This window comes from Alloalcanivorax dieselolei B5 (assembly GCF_000300005.1).
In the GTDB taxonomy this organism is placed as follows: Bacteria; Pseudomonadota; Gammaproteobacteria; order Pseudomonadales; family Alcanivoracaceae; genus Alloalcanivorax; species Alloalcanivorax dieselolei.
The window spans coordinates 2,820,135-2,838,243 of the sequence record NC_018691.1 but is presented as its reverse complement, the minus strand read 5'-3'; the positions used below and the strand labels follow the sequence as shown (position 1 = coordinate 2,838,243).

The following is an 18,109-nucleotide window of genomic DNA, read 5'->3' as shown; positions in this document are numbered from 1 at the left end:
TAGGAGAGCAATGATGAAACTGTATGACCTGGAGCCTTCGGGCAATTGCTATAAGGTGCGTTTGTTTGCCGCGCTGGCGGGGCTGCCACTGGAGATCGAAGCGGTGGATTTTCTCGCTGGCGAACATAAAGGGGAACGTCTTGCCGCGCTGAACCCCTGGGGAGAACTGCCCATCCTCGAGGACGGTAAACTGGTGTTGCGGGATTCCCAGGCGATACTGGTCTATCTGGCCGGGCGCTATGGCGGCGAGGCGTGGTGGCCAGGGGAAGCGCACCTTCAGGGGGAAGTGATGCAATGGCTGTCGGTGGCCGCCAATGAAATTCAGCACGGTCCCAACGCCGCGCGTCTGGTCGACAAATTCGGTTATGCCCTGGACAAGGCGCTGGCGCTGGAACGAAGTGAACGGATTTTAAGGTTGCTGGACGATCATTTGGCCACTCACCAATGGCTCGCCGCTGGCCGGCCCACCATCGCCGAATGCGCGGTGTTTCCCTATCTGGCGGTGGCCTGGGAAGGTGGCGTGGATCCGCGTCCCTATCAGCATGTGAACGCCTGGATGGAGCGGATCAAGGCGCTGCCCGGGTTTCAGCCCATGCCCGGGGTTTAAGGTCGCTACGAAGCCGCTGTAGGAGCCTGCCCTGCAGGCGAATATTCCCAGCGTCAAAGTCAATTCGCCAGCAGGGCTAGCTCCTACAAACCCCACTACGAAGTGGCCGGATAAAGTCACCCGGCGATGGAATAGAGGGTAAACGGCCGGGCCATGGCGTACCGTTCCAGTACCTCGTCGCGCCAGTTCTTTGCTGTCAGACGGTCCAACAGAGGAAGCTCCGCGTCGGCTTCTGCGGGGCGCTGATAAAACGCCTGATTCCAGCGTTGTTCAAAAGTGTATCCGGAGGCGCTGTGTTCCCGGTCCACTTCCGCCCGCAGTGATCGTATCGTCCTTTGCCAGTCGTCGAGGGACGCCGCCGTCAAAAGCGCGCCAGCGTTTTCAAGAAAGCCAGCCAGGGCCGCCTGCAGCACCCTCTGCCTATGATCCGGTGACTGCACCAGCAGAAGCAGGCCGCAGCGGCCGTCCGCTTCCTCCTGATAACGGCAGTCCACCCAATAGCCCAGCTGTTGCCGCAGTCGCAATTGCTGATAAAAGGGGGCGGCCAGATGGCGTTGCAGCAATCGCCAGCACAGTCGGTCCAGTGCATGGCGATGCGGCGCCGGCAGATAAAGCAGACGAGCGTGATCGGGGTAGGCGCAGGGAATCGCCTGTTCCCCGGTGGGAATCGCCGTGGCGCCGGTGGTGTCCGTGGCCGCATCGGGAAAAAAGCGGGCGGTTATGGGGGACAGTCCCGTGGCCAGCCATGTCTCCGGCCAGGCTTGTGGGTAAGCGCAGTACCACGACGTGGGAGAGGAAAGCGGCCCCTGGTTTTCCCGCGTTACGCCATCAAGGCGATCCCGCAAAACCTGAAGCAGGCGGTGCGCCGGCGCTGCCGCGTCGTGTTGTCGACGCCAGATCCGATGCTGGTGTTCGGTCAGACGTTCCCAGCCGGCCTCCATCGGCGCGAACAGGGTTGCCAGTGTTGTCCGGAGAGCGGTGTCCTCAGCGGGAAGGTCCAGTATCAGATTGGTGCCGCTTTGATGGACACGGGCTTTGGGGCTAGTGAAAGAGGCGTGCTCCAGCAACAGGCGCCAATACACGCTCAGCCGTTCCACCGCGGTTGCCTGATCACCGGGCCAGCGCCAACCGAGCCTGAGGGTGTCCTCGGTGTCAAGCGGGACGCGGATGAGCGTCTTCAAGGAAGGCGGGGCCGCGGTGGCCGTTGCCGGTAGTGCCAGCGATGTCTGGAACAGATCGGTTGCCGCCGGCCGTTGCCGTGGAATGGCGCGGTAGGGCGTGCCGGTCCAGGGTGTGAAGCGAGTGAAGTCCCGGCCGTTGTCGTGGTCGATGACCATGGCACCGGTGTCGCTCAGCCCCCGCAGAGTGTTATGCCAGGCGGGGTCATCGGGCAGCGTCGGGGGCGCAAGCAGAGTGTTGGCGTCCGTTTCCGGCTCCCTGGCAAGGCGGCGCGCCAGATAGCACAAACGCGCCAGCGCGGAATCCGGTGGGCCTGGAAAGCCTTCCGGGTCCGGGCTCTCCAATCGCATGGTTGGCGGCCATTGGGAGGGGCCGCAGGTGGCCATTCGTGCCAGCCAATGCTCCAGAGCGGCGGCGCACTCCTGGCCGCGTCCGGGGGCGTCCAGCTCAATCAGGCACTCTCCTTGGTTTTGCCCTTGGTTTTGCCCTTGGTTCTTCCCCTGGTTCCGTCGGCGGCGCTGCCCGGTCACGGTGATCGTTGACGCCATGCCGGTGGCGCGCAGGCTGCCCAGTGCGCCGTGACGGCCGGGTTCCCGCAACCAGTGGCGCAACCAGGGCCAGACCCGTTCGTCCTCGGGCAAGGGAAACAGCAGTGTGCAACTGGTATCGGACTGCGGGGCCTGCCAGAGCCAGTCTTGTTGCCGGATGTCGCTGGGGAAAGCCGTGGCAAGAGCGGGCCGGGATGGGATCGGGCCGCTGGGCAGCAGCGAGAGCGTTTCCGCCAGCACGCTATCCACGTTGTCCGGTAGCGCGCCTTGCAGAACCAGAGTCATGTTGCCGGCGCGGAACCAGCAAGCGTGAAAGGCCCGGACCTCCCCGGTCAGGGAGGCCAGGGGGGCGCTCAGGCTGTGGGCGTTGCCGGCGGTGAAGCGGGCCAGCGGATGCGATGGCCGCGCCAGTCGCGCCAACAGCGCCTGACGATGCAGCCGCGGATCCGCCAGCCGGGTTCGGAACTCGGCGTCCAGAATCCGTCGCTCCCGTGCCACCGATTCCGCTGTCAGCAAGGGCCGGCTCAACATGTCGACCAGATGGGCCAGGCAGGGCGCCAGCCCTTCCGCGTCCACGGTGAAAAAGAACGCCATGGTGTCGTCCAGGGTGCTGGCGTTGTAGCGGCCATTCCAGCCCTGGATGCGGTGGGCGAAGTGATGGACATCGGGATAACGTTCACTGCCGGTGAACAGGACATGTTCGAGCAGATGCGCCAGTCCGGGGCGGGTTTCGGGTTCATCGTGACTGCCCACGCCGACTTGCAGCAACGCCGTCACCCGTGAGCCCGGTGCCGGTAATAGCAGGGTGCGCGGGCCATTTTCGTGCTGATAAAGGCGTGCCCGGGCATCAGAGCGTGGCAACCGTCGCGGGTCGTGGACTGTGAATGCGGTCATTGGCCGGACTCCCGGCCGACGGGGTCATGGCGCCGGTAGAAGGCCAGTTCCCGTTCCAGTACCAGTGACCGGTTGCGCGGTGAGCGGAAGCCATGCTGTTCATCGGCGAAGCGTACGCATTCCACCGGCACGCCGTTGGCGTGCAACGCCGCCACCATGGCTTCGGTTTGTTCCGGTAGCACGACGGCGTCGCGCAGGCCCTGGAAAAACAGGGTCGGAGTGCGCAGGCGGGCGGCGTTGGCCAGTGGTGAGCGAGCCTGATAACGGCCCGCATCCCGTTCTGGGTCACCGATCAGCCAGTCGATGTAGTCCGCTTCGAACTTGTGCGTTTGCCGGCGCAACCGGAGCGGATCGCTGACGCCGTACAAGCTGGCGGCGGCGCGGAAGGTCATCGGCGCGCGCACCAGAGTGTTGAGCACGGTGAAGCCGCCGGCGCTTTGTCCCCGCAAAAACAGCCGGCGCGGATCCGCCCGCCGTTCCCTTATCAGTGCCTCCACCGCGTACAGCACATCGTCCACATCGCTGACGCCCCACTGTCCGGCCAGGGACTGACGATACTCACGGCCGAAGCCGACGCTGCCACGGTAATTCAGGTCCAGCACGGCGAAGCCGCGCTGAGTCCAGAACTGTATCGCCGGATTGAACAGCGGAAAACTGGCCGAAGTCGGGCCACCATGAACCGTCACCAACAACGGCGGCGGCGCACTGTCGCCGGGGCTGGGCGGGTAATAAAAGCCCTGGCAGCGGGTGTCGTCGGCGCTGGCGAACATCAGCGTTTGCGGTTCCGATACCGTGGCCGCTTCCAGGGGCAGCGGCGCGGCATCGAGTATGGAGACATCGCCGTCTTCCTCTGTGTGCAGATGCAATAACGTGGTGCCCCGGCGTGGCCCGGCGGCGAGGCAGAACACGCCCAGGGGGCTGGCGCTGATGGCAAGAAAATGATGATAGTCCGCGGGCATCGCCGCCAGCGGGACGGCGTCTCCCGCAACGCTCAGATGGCCCCGGCCGTCCCGCCACCAGGCCGTCACCGGGCTGCCGTCCGGCTGTGTATCGTAATGGCGGGAACCGAGCAGCCAGGGGCTGGAGGTGTGATCCGCTTCCATGCCGGGCAGACATTGCCATTGGCCGTGTTCGAACCGCCATGGGCGCCAATGCCCGCTGCCGTCGAACGGGCAGAGCAAACGCCCTTGCCGGTCGAAACGGGGTTGTTGCACCGAATGCTCCGGTTTGTCGAGGCCGGGCAGGGCCGTCCCGGGCTGGCCGTCGCCGGTCAGTTTCACGTGGCGTAGGCGGCTGGCCGTCCAGGGCTGATGGGGGCGATCCCATTCCACCCAGGCCAGCTGATGGCCGTCGTCACTGATGGCGGGGGACGCATAGAAATCGGCGCCCTCGCTCAGTACCCGCAAGGTCCTGTCTCGCCCCACCGTCACCAGCCGGTGCCGTGTTTCCTGGTCCTCCCGCCATTCTTCCACGGCGATGATCCGGTCACGGTGGTGGTCGTAGGCCAGTCCGCCGTAGCGGCGATCCGGGTGGTCGGTGAGCGGATGGCACCGCGACTCGGAAAACCCCTGCCAATAAAGCTGCTGGTCGTCTTCGTTGACAAAGGCCAGGCCGTCCTGGCCCAGACACAGAGCACTGCCTCCATACTCGTAGACCCGCGAGCGCACGCTGAACCCTTCCGGCGTCAGGGTGCGGCGGCCCGCCGCTGTCCATTCCTGCACCCGAAAGCGGCCGTCGCGGGGATCGCTACGGGTCCAGATCACCCGTTGCGCGTTGCTGTGCAACTCGCCGAACTCCACCGTGGCCGCCACCGCCTGGCGGGCGCTCAGTGGCGATGGTGGCGGTGGCGGGGCCGGATCAGCCCCGGTAGATGAGCCGGGCATTGCGTTCATTGCGGTAGGTCAGTGGCGGCACCTGATCCAGGGGCGTGCCGGCCTGTTCCCGTGCCGCCACGATGGTGTGGTGATGCGGCGACTTGGCGCACACCGGGTCAGCGTTGGCGGCATCGCCGGTGAGCATGTAGGCCTGGCAGCGGCAGCCGCCGAAGTCCTCGTGCTTCTCGTCGCAGGAGCGGCAGGGTTCGGGCATCCAGGCGTCGCCGCGGAAATGATTGAAGCCGGGAGAACGATGCCAGATGGTCTCAATGGTGTGGTCCCTGACGTTGGGGAAGTCGATCGGCAATTGCCGAGCACTGTGGCAGGGCAGCGCGGTGCCGTCCGGGGTGATGGTCAGGAACATACTGCCCCAGCCGTTCATGCAGGGTTTCGGGCGCTCTTCATAATAGTCCGGTACCACGAAGATCAACTGGCAGGGATTGGCGGCGTCTTCCAGGCGGCGCCGATAGTCCGCCACCACGTGTTCCGCTCGTTCCAATTGCGCCCGCGAGGGCATCAGGCCTTGCCGGTTCAAGTGGGCCCAGCCGTAATACTGGCAGGTGGCCAGTTCCACATAGTCGGCTTCCAGGTCCAGGCACAGCTGAATGATGTCGCCGATGCGGTCGATGTTGTGCCGGTGAATGACGATATTGAGCACCATGGGAAAATCATGCGCCTTCACCGCCCGGGCCATTTCCAACTTATGCTGGAACGCTTTGCGGGAGCCGGCCATCAACTGATTGCCGGCCTCTTCGGCGTCCTGGAAGCTGATCTGAATGTGGTCCAGGCCGGCGTCCGCCAGGGCGCGGACCTTGTCCCGGTTCAGCCCCATGCCGGAGGTGATCAGGTTGCTGTAATAACCCAGTTCGCGGGCACCGGAAACCAGCTCGATCAGATCCGGCCGGGTCAGCGGTTCGCCGCCGGACAAGCCCAACTGGGCCGCGCCCATGGCCCGTGCCTGGGCGAACACGTCCAGCCATTGCCCGGTGTCCAGCTCCTGGCCCTGGTCGGCGAAGTCCACCGGGTTGGAGCAATAGGGGCATTGCAGCGGGCAGCGGTAGGTCAGCTCCGCCAACAGCCATAACGGCGGTCCCGGGCGGATCTCAGCGTTCGGTGAGCCAGTGGTTACCATGGGCGGCCTCGAGAAAATCCAACACGTCCGCTTCCAGATCCGGTACCTCCGGGAAGCGCTGATGCAAAGTGGCGACAATGTCCGCGACGCTGCGCTCGCCGTTCACCAGCGTGAGAATCTGGGCGGCGCTCTCGTTCAGTTTTACCATGCCTTCCGGGTACAGCAGCACATGGGTCTGTTGCGCCGGTTCCCATTGCAGACGGAAGCCCCGGCGCAACAGTGGAATGGCGTCCTGATGTGGTGCGCTCATTGCTGCAACCCCCGATGCCAGACGCCTTCATCGGTGACGGTATGGTAGGGCGGCCGTTCAAGTTCGTAGGCCATGCTCATGGCGTCGAGCATGGTCCACAGAATATCCAGCTTGAACTGCAGAATGTCCAACGCCCGCCGTTGGGCCTCGCGGGTGGTGAAATGATCCAGCGTGATGCGCAGGCCGTGTTCCACGTCCCGCCGTGCCTCGCCCATGCGGTTGCGGAAGTAGTGATATCCATCCTCGCCGATCCACGGATAATGCCGGGGCCAGCTGTCCAGCCGCGACTGGTGAATCCGCGGCGCGAACAGCTCGGTCAGGGACGAACAGGCCGCCTCCTGCCAACTGGCGGTGCGGGCGAACTGCACGTAGGCGTCCACCGCGAAGCGCACCCCGGGCAGCACATGTTCCTGGGAGCGTATTTCTTCGGCGCTCAGGCCCACCGCCTCGCCCAGGCGGACCCAGGCTTCGATGCCGCCTTCGCCGCCGGCGGCGCCATCGTGGTCATGAATACGCTGCACCCATTCGCGGCGGACATCCCGATCCCGGCAGTTGGCGAGGATGGCGGCGTCCTTCACCGGAATATTCACCTGATAGTAATACCGGTTCGCCACCCAGCCCTGGATTTGCCGGCGGCTGGCGCGGCCCTCATACATGGCCACGTGATAAGGATGATGGATGTGGTAGTAACGGCCCTTGTCGCGCAGCGCCTGTTCGAACTCGGCGCGGCTCAGTGGCAGGGCGGAGGCCAGCTCGCTCATAATCGAATCGCCATTCCATCGTAGGCCACCTCGACCCCCTGGCGTTCCACCCGGGCGCGCTCCTCGGAGCCGTGGTCGAGGATCGGATTGGTGTTATTGATATGGATGAGTATCCGGCGTTGGGGTTCCGGCAGACTGGCCAGCAGTTCCAGCATGCCGCCCGGGCCGCTCTGCGGCAGGTGGCCCATTTCGCTGGCCGGTTTGGTGCCGACGCCGGCGTGGCGCATTTCATCCTCGCGCCAGAAAGTGCCGTCCACCAACAGGCAATCGGCACTGGCCATCAGGGCGCGCAGTTCGGCGTCCACCTGGCCAAGGCCGGGCGCATAGAACAGGCGCTTGCCGTCAGCGTCCTCCACCAGCAGGCCGATGTTGTCGCCGGGGTGGGGATCATTACGGTGCGGAGAATAGGGCGGTGCCGCGCTGCGCAGCGGGATCGGCGTGAGGCTCAGACCCGGACAGCAGGGGATGCGGAACTCACCGGCCAACGGAATCGGGTTCCAGCGCAGCCCACCGTTCCAGTGATCCAGAATGCGGAACAGTGGAAAGCCAGAGCACAGATCCTGATGGACCATCTCGGTACACCAGACCTCATGGGGGCAGCCCTCGCGTAACATCAGCAGGCCGGTGGTGTGATCGATCTGGCTGTCCATCAGCACGATGGCACCGATGGCGGTACCGCGTTTGCCGTCCGTCCGCCGCAGTTCCGGCGTGCTTTCCAATTGGGCGCGAATGTCCGGCGAGGTATTACACAGAATCCAGTGCTCGCCGTCGTCGGACAGCGCGATGGAAGACTGGGTACGGGGCACCGCGTCGATGGTGCCCTGGCGCAGCCCGGCGCAATTGGCGCACTGGCAGTTCCACTGGGGAAAGCCGCCGCCGGCCGCCGAGCCGAGAATTCGGATATGCATGGGCGTGAGACCCGGAACCCGCGGATCCCACTAAGGTGGGCCCGCGGGAACCGGCATCAGCGATTGGAAATGTACATGGTGACTTCAAAGCCGATGCGCATGTCCACATAGCTGGGTTTGGTCCACATAGCGAGCTCCTCGATTATTATTCGTGTCAGAGATTGGCCGTGATCGGCCGATTCATTTGAACACCGCCGAGGGAGCCGGATCACTACTACTTTAGTACCGAATGGGCCGGTCCATAGGTGTCGGTTTGAACGCGCTAACACGCTTATCGCGGTCGATCGAGAGCCTCCCAGGTTTGTGGGGGAGTCGCCAATACGAGCGCCCGGGCCTTGGCATTCGGGGGCGGTATTGGATTACATCCGGTCCAGGATAAACGCGAGTACGAGATGATGATGCAGGATGCCCGTTTGACCCTGCGCGGGAAGGGGTATTACAGCGCGGATATGTTGACCCTGGAACGCAAGGTGCGCTGCAAGCTGGACCCCAATCGGGGGGAGTGCGTCAATCCGGTGGAATAGAGCGGTTGACCCGATTTCCATCTACTGTAGGAGCCAGCCCTGCTGGCGAATGCTTTTTCTCCCACCGCCAGGGTGATTCGCCTGCAAGGCAGGCTCCTACAGAAGAGAATTAATGCTTCAGCCGACAACCTCAGGTGCACTCGGCCCGGGAGGCGTCCAGTTTGCAGCGGATCTTGCGCATGATGGTCAGCATGTCCGCATCGTAATAGCCTTGATCACGGAGCTGGTCGCGGGCTTCCTGCATCATCAATTCGTATTCCGCTTTGTCTTCATCGGGGATCTTCACCCACCATTTTGAGTCCACCGCCTTTGATTCCTGTTCCACCTGCTGCCGGAAGCGGTCGAAGTTTTCATAAAAATAGCTGCGTGATTTCTGGAACATCTCTTTGGGAAAACGGTCGGTTTTAGCGATAACCTGCAGGGTCAGTTGCACCAGCGGGTAGTCGATGATGCCGCCATCGGGAGAGAGCCCCTTATATAATTCCAGGGCCTGATAGACCGCCAGGGGCGCGAAGATCACATCCACCGAGCCGTTGTTGAATTTGGTGGAGAAATTGGTGACATCGGAGTCCACCGGCGTGGCGCCCACCTGCGACACCAGGCCGGCCTGAGTTTCATCGTATTCCAACACCGCCACTTTCTTGCCAGCGGCCTTGTCCAGCGTATTGATCTTGCGATCATTGACGAAGATATAAGCGGGGCCCGCCGGAGCGAAACCGGCGACGGAGTAGTTGCCGCCTTCCAGCTTGTCCGCCATCTTCGGGCTGGCCAGAACCTGGGAGATGATGCGCAAGTGATCCATGCTGGGCACGGCACCGATGGCATCGATGGTACCGGCGAACTTATTGAACCCGCGGGCGCGGATCCCGGTCACCAGAGCGGCGTCACAGACACCGGCCTTCAGGTCCTCGGTGGCGATCAGCTCACTGGTGTAGGGCAGCAGTTCCACATCCAGGCCCCAGGACAGCGCGGTGGTTTTCCAGTCGCGGGCGCTGTTCATGATCGGCCCGGCGTTGCCGACGATGTCGAACACACACACTTTACGCTTGATCGGCTCCGCCAGGGTGGGCAGGGAGAGAGCGATGAGCAGAGGGGTAAGCAAGTACAACGCGGTTCTTTTCATGAGGGCTCCGTGATCCGAAAAGAAAAGGAAATCGGGTCTGTTTTCGCTGTCGAGAGGCTGGCTTCGCTAGGCGTGGGTGGAAACGCGTCCACGAGGGCATCGTGACGATACGCATTTGAATGTATCAGCGGGTATGGGGGCGATCAATTTACCGCACTGGCCGCATCGCCATGGAAGGGCGCAGACACAGCCAATTGCCTTGCTGGCGGGCAGGGTAGACGCGGGCCGCGGGCCGCGGGGCTGACTCACGGTGGCTTCTATCGGCATTTTGCCTCAATTGCTCATCGAAACGCTCCTTGCGGCAATGAGTAACGATTTACTGACGGATAAAACGCAGCGTCATTCGGTCGCTTTCACCGATGGCGGTGTACTTTTCCCGGCAGGCTATCTGTTTTGACGGGTCAGCCAGCTGTTTGCAGGTACGCAGGGATGGCGGCAGCGACCAGACCGCGTCCTCATGCTCGCGGCTGTCACGGGGGTTGTGATTGAGGGGGCTGGATGCCTTCAGAATGAACCCGGCCGATTCCACTTTTTTGACCAGCCATTGCTCGCGTACATAACCGGTACGCTGCTCCGCTTCCGGCGTCGCGTCCGGCTTAGCACGATGCTGAACAATGGCGAGAACACCACCGGGGCGCAGGGCCCGCCGTGAGGCGCTTAGAACCTCGTCGACAATGCCGCCGAGGATGAAGTTATGAAAGTGACGGGACAGGATGACCATGTCCGCCGTACCCGAGGGGGCGAGATCGGGATGAGCGGGAGGGTCGAAAGGGACAATCTTCACCTGGTCATACACTTGTGGATGGGCGGCCAGCTTTTCTCGGTATGCCCGGGCCATCGCCGCGCGCCAGTCTGGCTTGGCATCATCGGGAAAGTTGGCGGCGATCAGTTTGCCCCGATCGCGCAAGCTGGGGGCCAGAATCTCGGTGTACCAACCACCGCCGGGCCAGACTTCCACTACCGTCATATCCGGCTGAAAGCCCCAAAAAGTCAACGTCTCGCCCGGCTTTCTTGCGTCGTCGCGGGCCCGGTTGGCGACGCTGCGGTGATTGCCTTCCAGGGCCTGTTGAACAGCATCCGGCTGAGCGGATGTCGATCCCTCCCGCTGGCCGCCGGACAGGGCCATGGCTGGCAACATGGCCAGGAACAAGCACAGCAAAAGTGGGGCCGGGAAATCCGGTCTTCGGGTTTGATTGGGGCCGTCATGGATCTTGTCGGTTCGCGTGAAAACAGTGTTCATGGTTATCTTCCCGTGGCTGTTGGCATCTCGGTGCGGTACATGATGTGATTGATGACGAGGACACATACGAGTCAGTTGGCTACTTCCGTGTATTTCAACATTCACCGGTCTCCTGAAAATGATCCACCATCTGAAACAGGCGCGTACGAGCACGGTGCAACGGGACCCGAACATTGGATGTGTTGATCTCGAGAATGTTACAGATGGTTATGCTTTAAAGTGATGGAACAAAGGACCTTGAGTGCTGACCTCGGATCAAGGCGAGTCCCGCCACGTATTCCAGAGCACGCCATACACCCTGGAGTTTCTGGGCGATGATACGCGTTTTGTCCGCTCCGACATGCATTATACGGTCCGACCAGCCAGCTGATATCGACGGCCCTTGGCCTGCCGGCTTCAGCCCGGGGGCCTCTTTCCCTTCTTTGCGCGCCAGGAAGCGTCCCTAAAATTTCGTTACCGCTATTCAGGGGAGCTCGGGTGACCTTGTAAACCGCTCCGGTTTACCTCTCACCAGAAGAGAACAGATGGACGCTTAGTGGCATTTTCATGCTGACCAAAAGGACTAAGCGAAGACGCGCTTATTGCGATTTATTTGGTTCCTGTGTATGGACGCAAAAAACCGTCTCGGAAGACCTGAAAGCCGCGCAAAAAGGGGTATACAAAGGCGGTTTCAATATACACCGATTTGTAACCAAGTGAGCGTTTGCTAATCCCGGAATAGGCTTTAAATGGGAGGCTTAAAAAGGGGACAGGAAATACAAATTCATTGCCTTATTAAAAGTGTACGACTGTAAATATTAAAGGGTTCCTAAAGAGCTCTAAAAGCGTTAGGGTTTTAGTTTCATAACCATACCAGGAAGTAATGTTATGTAAGCCCGGCGCAGTCTGGGTCGGGGAAGCTCAGCGAAATCAATAACAAGGAGAAGCGCTATGAGCAGCAAGGAACGCGTTTTGCTGCAAGGTGTCCCTCACTATGTAGTGCATAAAACCCGAGACGGCAGCCCGATCTTTCGCACCACGGTGGACTTCAACTACTGCGAGCGGCAATTGTTGGAGTTACGCAGAGAGTACGAAGTCGAGATCCACGCCTGGTGCCTGCTGCCCGGCGAAGTCCATTTGTTGATCACCCCCACCGGGCGAGCCACGGAAGTGTCCCGCTTCATGAAGGGCTTGTCCTGTCGCACCGCGCTGTTCTTCAAGAAGATCCATGGGGAAGAGTCGCCCTGGGAAAGCCGCTTCCTGTCCACGCCGGTACAGCCCAGCCAGTGGGTACTGACCATCATGCGTATGATCGAACTGCTGCCGGTGACACGGGGACTGGTGCAGAAGATCAACCAATACGCCCACAGCAGCCTGCGCATGCGTTGCGAGAAGACTCAGACGAGTTGGCTGGACGACCCGGAAGAGTACCTGCGTTTGGGACAAGACCGGGATGAGCGGCGCCTCGCTTACCGGGATTACCTGCGGCTGGGTAATAATCCGAAGGAAGTGGACTTCATTGTCAACGCGGTTACCCGGGGGCTGGTCACCGGTTCGGATCGCTTTATCCGTGAGGTGGCGGAAAAGTACGGCGAGCGGGTCTATGGCCGGCCCCGGGGAAGACCCAGGAAGAAACCGAGGCAGGACAGCGACGGCCCCCCGGGCGACGACAGTGAAGAATAGCCGACGGCGTGCTGATCACGAGGTCCTTTGGCAATGAATCGTCCCACTCTGATCGCCGTGCTGGGCCGGGCCGGGCGTTATCTGATATCGCTGGCGCTGCTTGGCGTGCTGGTGTACCTGGTGGTATGGACCGCGGGATTGCTGATCCACGGTCCCAAGCCGCCGGAACGGATGTCGGCGGATGGCCTTCCCGTAACCGCGTCCGCGCAAGATCTGGCGCTGACAAAGGCGGAGATCGCGGGCTGGAATCTGTTCGGCGAGCACCTGTCCGAGAGCGGCACGGCCAAAGCGCATTCCGATGCACCAGAGACGCGGATGAAACTCACCTTGCTCGGCGTTTTCCATAACCGGGTGGACGAGCACGGCTGGGCGATCATCCAGCCGGAAGGTGGCGACGCAGGGCTATATCACGTGGGCGATGAGCTGGTCCGTGGCGCCACACTGAATGCCTTACGGGTGGATCACGTGCTGCTTAAGCGGGGAGGGCGCCTGGAGAAGCTGCCGCTACTGGATTGGGAGTCGATGCCGGGCATCGTGGCCTCGGCGGAGCCGGCGCCGGATGACAAGGAAGGCGACGATTCGGAAGTGGAAAAGCTGCTGAGTGACCGGGAAAAGGCCATGAAAACCATGGGAGTTGAACCGGTGAGCCCGGAGACGGCCAATGGCTACCGGGTAATCGATGACGAGGGCGACCTGGTCAAGAAGTTCGGTTTCCAAAAAGGCGACGTTATCTTTTCCGCCAATGGCTATCCGCTGGGTACCAAGGAAGACGATCTGCTGGCCCGCCGCTCCGTGGTGGATAGCGGCATCGGCGAGATCATCGTCAGGCGGGGAAGCAAGGAATTTCTGATCGAGTATCGCACCGGCAAGAGCGATATTCGAGGCATGGCGGCTCTGTCCACAAAAAAAACCGAGGGCGGCTAGCTCCCACAGATCACCAGGGTCGCAGGCACGCCGCTTTCAAGCTGTGGGGCAGTAGAAGGGTGTGCTAAGGTTTTCCCGTTCGAATCATCCCTTGTGCAAGGAGAGCGGAATGAATGATGACAGCCGGGTCGGGCAGGTCGGTGAGTCCTGGAATGATACGTTTGCCACACGGGCCATGAACATGCCGCCGGATCCCGTTCATATGGAGACCTATGACGAATACCCGAGCAAGTTCAGCCCCCTGTTTTTCGTGGTGATCGCCCTTACCGTGCTCTCCGCTGTCGGCAGTTTCGCCTCATACAAGAGTGGCAATACCACTTGGTGGCTGGTCCTGCTGGTGGTAACGTTACTGCTGCTCTTCGCTCTGCGCCGCTTTCCCAAGCCGGACGACCTCAAAGACATCGCTTATGAAAACGGCCTGCTGATCCCCGCCATCGTGATCGACACCCAGCCACTGACCTTGCTGGCCCTGGCCGATATGCGTGGCCAGGAGGATGTGGATCTGGTGTGGGGTTGTCTGAAGCTGCCCGTCAAGCAGCTGCCCCATCACACCATCGCCATTGATGAGAAAGTGCCCTGTGTGTCGATGTTTGGAATGCCGGGGAACGGTTACTGGAGTATTTTCCAGCCTCGCCCGGTGGCCTGGGGTTACGACGATCCGGCCTTGGTGAAAAAGGTGACTGAAAGCCTCACGGTGGACGACGTGGATGATGTGGATGAATGGGCGGTGCTGCGGGAACTCAAGGACGCGATGAAAGGGGCACCGAACAACAAGGTGATCTACTTCGACGCAGCGTTCCAGCAAACGGACAAGCCGTAGGAGCAAAAGGGACTCTCGTCTGGAGCTGGGAAGTCGCTGCGGCAAACTTGCTCGCAAGCGAATCCCGGCTCACCAGCCGCGATACCGAACCCGGCCCCCAAACCTGATCAGCGAAAGACGTCTTCCAGCTCTTCCACCTCGTAAGGCCGGTCGATCCAGTCCTCCAGCTGTTCTCGGCTGGCGCCGTTCAACTTGGCTTCAATACGTTCGGAAAGAGAGCCGAAGCGTCGCACCAGTTGGCGTCGCAGGATATTACGGGCTTCGTTGACGAGCCCCTCTTGCAAGCCAGCCTGGTGGTGCATGTCTTTCCATTCCTGTGCACTGTTGCGCGTCATCTCCTGAATCTCCTGCAAGTTCAGCATTTGAGGAATTGTTACGCCCGGCATCCATTGGGGCAGCCGGCGGTACAACCACGCTACGAAGCTGTGCCGTAGGCTCGCCAGTTCCGTTGGGCGCAGCCAGTTTATCAAATCATCAAGAACCTGGGGCACCTCGGCAAAGGAGCGATGATGCTCCAGACGGAACAGAGCGGCGACCAAGTTGCGCATTGATGCCAGTTGATCCAGATCAAAAGCGCCTTGGTCCAAAAGCAGAAAAGCCTGCTCTGGCTGAAGTCCCGCAAACTCCGCCGGGCCTGGCTGAATCAAATTCCGGACATGAATCGGAGCCCGCCAACGGGATTCTCCATTATACAGCACGACTGGCAGAACGGAGGGGAGCTTCTGGTTGTCATCCAGCTCATGGCGGCGAATGAGATCCTGGTACAGCAATCCGGTGTAGGTATGAACCCGTACCGGCATAAACCGTTCCACGGTGGATTGAAATTCCAGCAGCAGATAGAGATGAACCCTGTCCCGTCCCCATCGCACCCGCCAGACCGCGTCATCGTGACGGCTGCGCAGATCATCACTGACATAGCTGCCGTTCATCTTTTCCAGGGAATCCAGATCCAGTGTCCTGAGCCACTCTCCGGAGACGAATCCCTCAAGAAAATCCCTGACCATCCTCGGATGAGAGAACAGCAGCTTGTAACCGGTATCGTGATCCATCGTGCCCCCCCTTCCACATCACCGGGGCAGTATGGCGTGGAGACGAAGGCGGGTCTGTCAGCCCTGACGGAATACTCTGTCGGCGGGAAGACGCGGGTAGTGTAGGAAAACCCCCCCTCGAATAGCACACCACCTCACTACAACGCCGCTGTAGGAGCTTGCCCTGCAAGCGAATAACCGCCGCTCTTCTCTCTCAAACATCCCGATAGCCAGCCATAACACTTTTTTTGCCGATTTCCAGAAAAACAATAATTACCCCAGAAGTCCCGGCAACTTCTGGGGTAATTAAAATGCCCGAAAAGATCCAAAAAATACCCCAGAAGTTCCCTGAAAATGGCGCAGAAGTGAAAGGTTAAGTGTCTGATTTTAAAAGGGTCTTTTCTGTTACATAAATAAAGTCTGGTTTGCATCTGAATTTAATCGAGTTACGTATTGTTAATTTTTTGGGGATTGGTACGGTCGTAATGGCTTGGCTTCAAGGAAGGTCCGTAAGGGCTGAGTAGGGCGCTTCAGAGAAGCGTGGGAACAAAGCAGTAAGGCAGCCGAGGGTCGCCTTGAGCTTGGCAGGAAATAACAAATATTCCTCATGTGAAATGGAAATAAAGGAGAAAGATTATGAAAGCGAAAATCATCATGTTGTCGGTACTGGGTGTCGCATCATTTGGGCTGACTCAGGCGGCTAATGCTGGTTGGGATTCTGGTGCTTGTGCCGGTGGTGGCCCTGCTCCCTGTATCCAGTGGAGTGATGGTTCCAGTACCCAACACTTCAACGGCTCTGGAGGCCACGCCGATGTTTGGCATGGTCATCCCAGCGGGGGTGATTTTACCTTCTCGGGCACGACAGACCTTTCTTGTCCGTCCCTGCCCGCAGCTGTTTGCACGTTGACGCTAAATGGTCAGGTGAAGAAATTCCAGGATCCTAATAACGACTGGCGTGTTGGCATCCGAGTAAATAGTGGCAGCGTATCGGGCTCGGGGTTGCTATGCGGCATTATTACAGTTGGCGGTTTCCCTTGGTATCTCGCAGAAAATAATACAACTACGTTTGATGAAGATAGTGGTGTTGTGTATAGCGGTCCTGGCCCGTACACTGGCGCCTTTGGTGAGATCGATGTCAATGTGGTGGGAAGCGATTTGCGCATTAATAATGTAGTCTATGATAACAGTACTTTCTCTTTTGATGATGCGCTCCTTCCCAGTGACTGTACCGTTGAAGGTGATCTTGTCTTGGATAATGGCGAGACACTGGAGATTTTTTGATTATACAATAAGTTAAAAAATGGCCGCCTGAGCTAGTCGTTCAGGCGGCTTTTTTGGGCATGGCGAAAGTTGAACTTGGGATGCAGATTAAGCACTTGTTGTATTTATTGTTGGCCGGGTATTTATGGCGCGACTGAGTTGTAATTCCCCCGAAAAGTAATCGAGGTTTTGAGTAGAGACTTTTACACTGATCGCATTGAGGAGCGAAGGATGAAGAAGTCTCGATTTTCCGACAGTCAGATAGTAGCGATTCTGAAGCAGCACGAAGCCGGGGTTCCGGTGGCGGAACTGTCCCGCGAACACAACGTGAGTACGGCGCTGATCTATCAGTGGCGGTCGAAGTTTGGCGGCATGGACGCGTCGCTGATGAAGCGGCTGAAGGAGCTGGGGCGGAGAACGCCCGTCTGAAGAAGATGTATGCGGAAGAACGGCTCAAAGCGGAGCTGCGCCAGGAAGCCCTGGGGGAAAGTTGTAAGGCCATCTCAACGCCGGGAGATGGCCATGAAGGGCGTGGTCAAGCGCGGGATCAGTATTCGGTTGGCCTATGTGGTGTCCGGCATTAGTGAGACCTGCTACCGCTACCAGGCAAAGCTCAGCGGCGACAACGCCCTGATTGCGCACTGGCTGCTCAAGCTCACGCAGGCCCACAAGCGCTGGGGCTTCGGGCTGTGTTTCCTGTATCTTCGTAATGTGAAGGGGTATACCTGGAACCACAAGCGGGTGTATCGGATCTACCGGGAGCTGGAGCTCAACCTGCGGATCCAGCCCAGACGTCGGATCAAGCGGGATTATCCGGGCGAATTGGCGGTGCCGGCGGCGCCGAATCAAGTCTGGTCGATGGATTTCATGGGCGACCAGCTCGTCAGCGGCAAGTCGCTGAGAACGTTCAATGTGATCGACGACTACAATCGGGAAGGGCTTGGCATTGAAGTTGACCTGTCACTGCCTGCACAACGGGTGATACGTGCGCTTGATCAGATCATAGAATGGCGGGGAAAGCCCGCCGCTCTACGCTGTGACAACGGCCCGGAATATATCTCACAGGCGCTGGTCGAGTGGGCCAACCGGGAAAGGATAACCCTGATCTATATCCAGCCAGGCAAATCGACCCAGAACGCTTACATTGAGCGGTTCAACCGAACCGCACGGCACGAATGGTTGGATCGGCATGAGTTCACCAGCGTTGCCCACGCCCAGCTATTAGCGACCCAATGGCTCTGGCATTACAATCACGAGCGACCGAACTCGGCTATTGGCGGCGTGCCGCCGGCCCAACGGCTACAAACCGGTTAACCTCTACTCAAACCGGCGGTTAAAAATGGGGGAATTACAGAGGGATATTGTTAATGAATAT

16 protein-coding genes and 1 pseudogene are annotated in these 18,109 nt (G+C 60.2%); 7 read left to right on the top strand and 10 right to left on the bottom strand.

Going from position 1 to position 18,109, the window contains the following annotated elements; all coding sequences use genetic code 11:
* Nucleotides 1-10 precede the first annotated feature (10 nt).
* Nucleotides 11-607 carry a glutathione S-transferase family protein gene (locus B5T_RS12615; RefSeq protein WP_014994897.1) on the top strand — a complete coding sequence of 199 codons (597 nt, stop codon included), beginning with the start codon at nt 11-13 and terminating at the stop codon, nt 605-607.
* A gap of 116 nt (nt 608-723) precedes the next feature.
* Here the strand turns inward: B5T_RS12615 and B5T_RS12610 are convergent, their stop codons facing one another.
* The 7 genes from B5T_RS12610 to pqqA are packed head-to-tail and all read right to left on the bottom strand — an operon-like array spanning nt 724 to nt 8,281.
* Nucleotides 724-3,228 carry an insulinase family protein gene (locus B5T_RS12610; protein WP_014994896.1) on the bottom strand — a complete coding sequence of 835 codons (2,505 nt, stop codon included), beginning with the start codon at nt 3,226-3,228 and terminating at the stop codon, nt 724-726.
* Complete coding sequence (locus B5T_RS12605) at nt 3,225-5,111, bottom strand: alpha/beta hydrolase family protein (protein WP_014994895.1); 1,887 nt, start codon at nt 5,109-5,111, stop codon at nt 3,225-3,227. The genes B5T_RS12610 and B5T_RS12605 overlap by 4 nt, the downstream gene beginning before the upstream one ends.
* Nucleotides 5,086-6,234, bottom strand: coding sequence for a pyrroloquinoline quinone biosynthesis protein PqqE (gene pqqE / locus B5T_RS12600; protein ID WP_041717008.1), 1,149 nt, complete (start codon nt 6,232-6,234; stop codon nt 5,086-5,088). Before pqqE ends, B5T_RS12605 begins: the two co-directional genes overlap by 26 nt.
* On the bottom strand, nt 6,206-6,484 hold the full coding sequence (gene pqqD, locus B5T_RS12595) for a pyrroloquinoline quinone biosynthesis peptide chaperone PqqD (RefSeq protein ID WP_014994893.1): 279 nt from the start codon (nt 6,482-6,484) through the stop codon (nt 6,206-6,208). Before pqqD ends, pqqE begins: the two co-directional genes overlap by 29 nt.
* A complete protein-coding gene (gene pqqC / locus B5T_RS12590; protein ID WP_014994892.1) occupies nt 6,481-7,245 on the bottom strand; it encodes a pyrroloquinoline-quinone synthase PqqC in 765 nt (254 codons plus the stop codon). The genes pqqD and pqqC overlap by 4 nt, the downstream gene beginning before the upstream one ends.
* A complete protein-coding gene (gene pqqB, locus B5T_RS12585) occupies nt 7,242-8,153 on the bottom strand; it encodes a pyrroloquinoline quinone biosynthesis protein PqqB (RefSeq protein WP_014994891.1) in 912 nt (303 codons plus the stop codon). Before pqqB ends, pqqC begins: the two co-directional genes overlap by 4 nt.
* Before the next feature lie 56 nt (nt 8,154-8,209).
* A complete protein-coding gene (gene pqqA / locus B5T_RS22710; protein WP_081586962.1) occupies nt 8,210-8,281 on the bottom strand; it encodes a pyrroloquinoline quinone precursor peptide PqqA in 72 nt (23 codons plus the stop codon).
* 207 nt (nt 8,282-8,488) lie between these two features.
* Between pqqA and B5T_RS23620 the strand changes: the two genes are divergently transcribed.
* The gene (locus B5T_RS23620) at nt 8,489-8,677 is read left to right on the top strand and encodes a putative solute-binding protein (protein ID WP_148279264.1); all 189 of its coding nucleotides are present in this window, start codon (nt 8,489-8,491) and stop codon (nt 8,675-8,677) included.
* 130 nt (nt 8,678-8,807) lie between these two features.
* Here the strand turns inward: B5T_RS23620 and B5T_RS12580 are convergent, their stop codons facing one another.
* Nucleotides 8,808-9,800: a putative solute-binding protein gene (locus B5T_RS12580; protein ID WP_014994889.1), complete on the bottom strand. Its 993-nt coding sequence runs from the start codon at nt 9,798-9,800 to the stop codon at nt 8,808-8,810.
* A 316-nt stretch (nt 9,801-10,116) separates the two neighbouring features.
* Complete coding sequence (locus B5T_RS12575; protein ID WP_014994888.1) at nt 10,117-11,040, bottom strand: class I SAM-dependent methyltransferase; 924 nt, start codon at nt 11,038-11,040, stop codon at nt 10,117-10,119.
* A 930-nt stretch (nt 11,041-11,970) separates the two neighbouring features.
* Here B5T_RS12575 and B5T_RS12570 point away from each other — a divergent pair.
* The 3 genes from B5T_RS12570 (at nt 11,971) to B5T_RS12560 (ending at nt 14,446) form a co-directional block, all read left to right on the top strand.
* A complete protein-coding gene (locus B5T_RS12570; protein WP_014994887.1) occupies nt 11,971-12,702 on the top strand; it encodes a transposase in 732 nt (243 codons plus the stop codon).
* 33 nt (nt 12,703-12,735) lie between these two features.
* Nucleotides 12,736-13,626, top strand: a complete 891-nt coding sequence (locus tag B5T_RS12565; RefSeq protein ID WP_014994886.1) for a type II secretion system protein N — start codon at nt 12,736-12,738, stop codon at nt 13,624-13,626.
* A 109-nt stretch (nt 13,627-13,735) separates the two neighbouring features.
* Nucleotides 13,736-14,446: a DUF3239 domain-containing protein gene (locus tag B5T_RS12560; RefSeq protein ID WP_014994885.1), complete on the top strand. Its 711-nt coding sequence runs from the start codon at nt 13,736-13,738 to the stop codon at nt 14,444-14,446.
* A gap of 107 nt (nt 14,447-14,553) precedes the next feature.
* Here the strand turns inward: B5T_RS12560 and B5T_RS12555 are convergent, their stop codons facing one another.
* On the bottom strand, nt 14,554-15,495 hold the full coding sequence (locus tag B5T_RS12555) for an Rpn family recombination-promoting nuclease/putative transposase (RefSeq protein ID WP_014994884.1): 942 nt from the start codon (nt 15,493-15,495) through the stop codon (nt 14,554-14,556).
* A 615-nt stretch (nt 15,496-16,110) separates the two neighbouring features.
* Here B5T_RS12555 and B5T_RS23210 point away from each other — a divergent pair.
* Together B5T_RS23210 and B5T_RS12545 are read left to right on the top strand one after the other, a co-directional pair.
* Entirely contained in the window at nt 16,111-16,755 is a 645-nt protein-coding gene (locus B5T_RS23210) for a hypothetical protein (RefSeq protein WP_148279263.1), read from the top strand.
* 210 nt (nt 16,756-16,965) lie between these two features.
* Nucleotides 16,966-18,048: pseudogene (locus B5T_RS12545) on the top strand (IS3 family transposase).
* Nucleotides 18,049-18,109: the final 61 nt, after the last annotated feature.